The sequence below is a fragment of the Verrucosispora sp. SN26_14.1 genome (assembly GCF_004307965.1).
Classification (GTDB): domain Bacteria; phylum Actinomycetota; class Actinomycetes; order Mycobacteriales; family Micromonosporaceae; genus Micromonospora.
Window position 1 is genome coordinate 1 of the sequence record NZ_SISL01000430.1, and the last position, 5,026, is coordinate 5,026.

The 5,026-nt window shown below is 75.9% G+C and carries 2 protein-coding genes and 2 pseudogenes; 3 read left to right on the forward strand and 1 reads right to left on the reverse strand.

The features are described from left to right. Positions 1–1,227: pseudogene (locus EYA84_RS32660) on the forward strand (hypothetical protein); the annotation flags it as partial. Here EYA84_RS32660 and EYA84_RS26175 read toward each other — a convergent pair. Continuing rightward, positions 1,146–3,080 (reverse strand): hypothetical protein, encoded by a 1,935-nt coding sequence (locus EYA84_RS26175; protein WP_131056293.1) that lies wholly within the window; start codon positions 3,078–3,080, stop codon positions 1,146–1,148. The pseudogene EYA84_RS32660 and the gene EYA84_RS26175 overlap by 82 nt on opposite strands. 132 nt (positions 3,081–3,212) lie before the next feature. Between EYA84_RS26175 and EYA84_RS26180 the strand changes: the two genes are divergently transcribed. Further along, complete coding sequence (locus EYA84_RS26180; protein WP_131056295.1) at positions 3,213–4,757, forward strand: S8 family serine peptidase; 1,545 nt, start codon at positions 3,213–3,215, stop codon at positions 4,755–4,757. 12 nt (positions 4,758–4,769) lie between these two features. Continuing rightward, a pseudogene (locus EYA84_RS26185) lies at positions 4,770–5,026 on the forward strand (type VII secretion-associated serine protease mycosin); the annotation flags it as partial.

Here is a 5,026-nt window from a genome sequence, read left to right on the forward strand (position 1 = left end):
CCGCCGAACGCCCCCGACCCGGACGGCCTCGGCGGCTTCCTGTTCCGGTTGGCGGCGTTCGGCGTCATGGTGATGCTGCTCGCGATCGTGCTGTGGATGCTGCGACGCGGGCGGCCGGGAACGAGCCAGGCCGACACCGCTCCGATCGGGGAACCACCCGCACCACGGGTCCGACCGGAGCGCAGCCCGGTGCCCCGACCGCAGGCCACCGGGGCATCCGGTCCGCCGACGCCCGCCGTCGTCGTTCCGGCTGACACCGCAGCGCCGGTCACCGTCCCGGCATCCGCCCCCGACAGGAGAACCGCCGTCCCGCCACCGGTGCCCGCCTCCGTCGGCCTGACCACCGAAGTCGGGCCGAGCCCCGGGCGCACCATTCTCAGACCGGACTCGACGAGCGCCCCGGACCTCTCTGACGGCCCGGACACCACCGACGCGCCGGACCGTCCGAGCGGCCCGGCTGTCACGTCGGGCGGCCCGGCCTCCACGGCACCCGGTCCGATCGTCGCGTCGAGCTCACGCGACGGGGGCGACCAGCGGCTCGCCTCGGGCCCGCCGGAATCCGCCGTGCGCCCCCGGCCCGAGAGCGGGACCAGTGGATACACCAAACTGCGCACCGACCTCGACGACGCCTCCACCGCACTGCGGGTCCAGCTCGTCGGTGCGGCCGGCCCCTCCGCCCCGCCCGCGTACGCCTGGTTGGCCGACGACGAGCAACTCACCGGTGCCCGGGTTCAGGTCCGGCTGGGCCACCGCGACGGGTGGGGCCTCTGGGTCGACCTGGCCCGGACCCCGGACGTTCTGACCGTGACGGGTGACCCGGTCGCCTGCCGGGAACGGGCCGCGTCACTGGCCCGGCAACTGCTGGCGGCGGACGTGGACGTGATGGTCGTCGGCGACGCGCTCGGTGCCGACCCGCCGCCCGGCGCCCGATGGTTGGACGAGTTCCCCCTGGACATGCCCGACCCCGGCAGCACAGCGGCCGTCGTGTTCAGCGGCGGGCTGCGCGGCGCACGGTTGCGGGCTGCGCGGCGGATGGCGGCGGACAGCGGTGGCGCAGTGGTGCCGGTGCTCACCGGGGAGGTACTCCGCGCCCGATGGTCGATCGTGGTCGAGGTGCCGACCCCGACCGAACCGGTCGCCCCGACTCAGGCGGACGGCGGCACGGCCGACAGCATCGCCGCCAACGACACGGCGCCCGACGACCCGGGGACGACCATCCAGCCCTGAGCCGTCGGCCGGAACCTGCGGGTGACCGTCGCCCGGGGGTAGGCCCGGGTCGGCAGCACCAGAGCGATCCCGGCGGCCCGCAGGCGCGGGGCCCGCGAGCGCACCAGCGGCAGGCTGTCCAGCCGATCCGCGGTGGCCGCGACGTCGATCGCCCGCCGCGCGGGCACCCGCAGCTCGACGAGCCAGTGGCCGTCCCGGACACCGGGCTGCTCGCGGTGCAGGGGCAGCCAACCGCCGGGTAGCGCCCGAGCCGTGACGGGCACCAGCGCGTAGCAGCGGCCGAAGCGGGCCCGTGGCCAGCGGTCCGCGTCGTTGGGCAGGCCGACCACCCCGTGCCGGGCCCCGGCACACCGCAACCGGACCGGAACCGGCTCGTCGAACTCCCGCTCCAGCGTGGACACCGAGGCCCGGTCCAGGGAGTACGCGGCGAGCATCCGGACCCGGTCGAGCCGACCGGCCGGCAGCAGGTACGCGTCGGCCTGCGCCAGCAGGTGCTGCAGGTCGGCGGGCACGTGCAGGTCGAGAGAGGTGACCCGGACCGCCCCGCCGGGTGCCACCCGGGCCCGGAACAGGTACCCGCCCCGGCGGCCGGCGGCGGCCTGCGCCAGATCGGGACGACCGATCAGGAACAGTTCCGCAGCCGGTACGCCGTCGGCCAGCACCTCGGCAGGCGACACCGGTGTCGTCACGTACAACTCGACCGGGGCGGTGTTCACCGGCAGCCCGTCCGTCAACCAGCTCACGCCGTACCCGGCGGGGCGTTGCGGATCGGCGGCCAGCACCGGCCGACGACCCGGTCCTGCGTCGGTCGGCACGTCGGCCGGCGTCACGCTGGTGCGAGGGGCCGCCGCCAGACCGGCCATGATGACCTCGGTGGTGGGCAGCAGTCGACCGTCGGCGGTGCTCAGGTAGCGCGGCGGCCCGCCGGACCCGTCGTCCGGCTGATGGTCGTGCCAACGCCCCGGTGCGCCGCCGGCGTCCAGCGCCCGCAGGTCACCGGACTCGGCAAGGATCTCGGCGGTGCCACCGACCGGCGGCGTCCACACCGTCGCACCACTGGCCTCGGCGAGCGCGGCGACTTCGGCGGCCAACCGCACCCGTTCGGCGGGATCAGCCGGCCAGGTCAGCCACAGCCGCAGGTCCCCGCCGTACAACGGCAGGCTGGACAGGGCCGCCGCCAGCGCCGGGCCGGTCAGGATCTCCTGGGTGCCCCGGTAGTCGCCGACCAGGAACCCGGCGGACCGGACCGTGACGGCCACGGTGACCAGATCGGGGTCACCCGGGGCGAGCCGGGCCACCGCCGCCCGCCGGGCGGTGAAATCGGCCCGGGTCGCCAGCGCCAGCCCCCCGGGCAGCGCCAGCACGACGGTCCCCGTCCGGGCCTGCACGGTCCCGTCGACCAGATCGAACCAGCCCGGCAGCGACGACTCCAGGCCGGGCGGCTGAAGCACCGTCCAGTCGACGGGGTCGCCGCTGGCCCGCCCCACGGCGACCGCGTCCCGGGGCGCCTCCGGCTCGTCGGGCAGCCACCGATGGTGGACGTCGGCACCCGCCGGAGTGATCAGCACGTCCTGACCGAGCATGGCGGCGACCTCGCGGAACAGGCTCGCCCGCCGCTCCCCGTCGGCGGTCAGCATCCGCACGTCGTCACCGGCAGCCCCCGACCGGCGTACCAGGTCGGCGATGTCCTTCGCGGTCAGCGCCGGACCGTCCGCCCCCACGGCCGCCAACGCGCCGTCCGGTCGCGGCTCCAACCAGACGTCGAACAGGCCCTCCACTCGGCGGTGCCGGGTCGCGTCGAGGCGACGGATCTGAGGGGGACCGCCGGACGCCGCGCGCGCGATGGGCCGCATATCGTCCATCTATAGCACCGTCGAACGAACCCTGTGGATCACCGACCACACGTGTGGTGAACCGGCCCGGCCCGGCGTGCGTAGTGCAGGCGTCGACGTGAGGTGGACGCACCCGAGTGGAGGAGGCGGTCGGTGACGGCACAGCGGCGTTCGTGGACCCGATGGTGGTGCCGGCTGCTCGTGCTGGCTGTCGTCGCGTCGCTGGTCGCACCGCATCGGGCGGTCGCCGCCCCGGTGGAGACCTATGCCAAGTACTACGTCGTGACCTCGTCCTACCAGGGCGAACCGGAACGACTGTCGGTGATCACACAGCGGTTCCTGGGCACCACCGCACGGACCACCGACGTCCTGCACCTCAACGCCGGCCGGGTACAACCCGACGGCGGTCGGCTCACCGACCCGGACAAGCTGCGGGCGGGCTGGATCATCGTGCTGCCGTGGGACGCCTACGGCGAGGGAGTCCGCTACGGCATGCTCTCCTCGGTCGGCGCCCCCACCACACCGACCCCGGGCAGCCGACCGGCGACCACCCCGAGCCCGGCACGCTCCCCGGCGCCCGGCACCGGCCGCTGCGCGGTCACCGCCGGCCCCCAGACCGGCTCGGACTGGGCACAGCAGGAGTTGGCGGCCGAGCAGGCGTGGAAACTCACCGAGGGCGGCGGTGTCCTGGTCGCGGTGATCGACTCCGGGGTGGACGGCAGCCGTGCCCCGCTCGGCGGGCGGGTCACCACCGGGGTCGACATCGTCGCCGGTGACGAGCGTGGTGACGTCGACTGTCTCGGATCAGGCACCGCGATGGCCGGCATCATCGCGGCCCGCGACGACGCAGACGGCTCCGGCGGCGGCGTCGCCCCGGCCTCGGCCGTGCTGCCGGTGCGGGTGGTGACGACGACCCCGCAGTCACGGGCCGCCGACGTCGCCACCGGCATCGAGGTCGCCGTCTCCGCCGGCAGCACCGTGATCGCCCTCGGCGGCTACGTCGACCCGGCCGCCCCGGAGGTGGCCGAGGCGATCCGTACCGCGCTCGCGCACGACGTGGTGGTCGTGGCCGGCGCGTCGACCGACACCGGCGCCGCGACCGTCCCCGACGACGCGGACGGGCTGCTGCGGGTGGCCGGCGTCGGGGCCGACGGCCAGTTGGCCGCCGACTACCGCAGCGGTGGGGTCGACCTGGTCGCCCCCGGTATCGACATCGCCACCCTGGTCGCCGGTAGGGACGGGACGCGGGCCAGCAGCGGCACCCAGTACGCGGTCGCGTTCGTGGCCGGGGCCGCGGCGCTGGTCCGGGCGGCACTGCCCAACCTCGACGCGGCGGCGGTGACCCACCGGCTGCGGGTCACCGCGAACCCGGCCGCCTCGCGCGTCCCGGACCCGCTGACCGGCTTCGGCATGGTCGACGCCGGCGCCGCCGTGACCGCGACCCTTCCCGAGGAGGAACGGCACGAAGGGCTCGCCACCCTCGCCGACGACGCGACCCCCGGCCCGGCAGCGGTCGCCGCGCTGGTGGTGCTCCTGCTGGCCGCAGCAGCCGGAGGTCTGGCCTGGTGGTCACGGCGGGCCCGCAACCGGTCTGCCGACCCGCCCCCGGGTGAGGGGCCCGGCCACGACGACCCGCACCGGCACGACGACGACCCGACGGCCCGACCGCCGAGGTCGCCGGCCGACCGGACCGGCTGAGAGGAGACGGCGGTGCCCGTCGGACGAACGGTCTCCCGAGCTGCGCTCGGCACGTGTGTCGTGGTCACGGCGCTGGCCGTACCGGCGGCTCCCGCCCAGTCCCGCCAGAACGAGCCGCCGGCCCTGCCGACGGTGACCGACGGCTGCGTCGGTGCGTCGCCGGTCACCGCCACCGGGATGCCGTGGGCGGTGGCCCGACTGGGTCCGTCGGCGGCCTGGCCGCTGACCCGCGGCGCCGGGGTGACCGTGGCCGTGGTCGACTCCGGCGT

Bases quoted from the DNA above. Each gene is read 5' to 3' on its own strand.
- EYA84_RS26175 (WP_131056293.1), bottom strand. From the start codon at position 3,080: ATGCGGCCCATCGCGCGCGCGGCGTCCGGCGGTCCCCCTCAGATCCGT.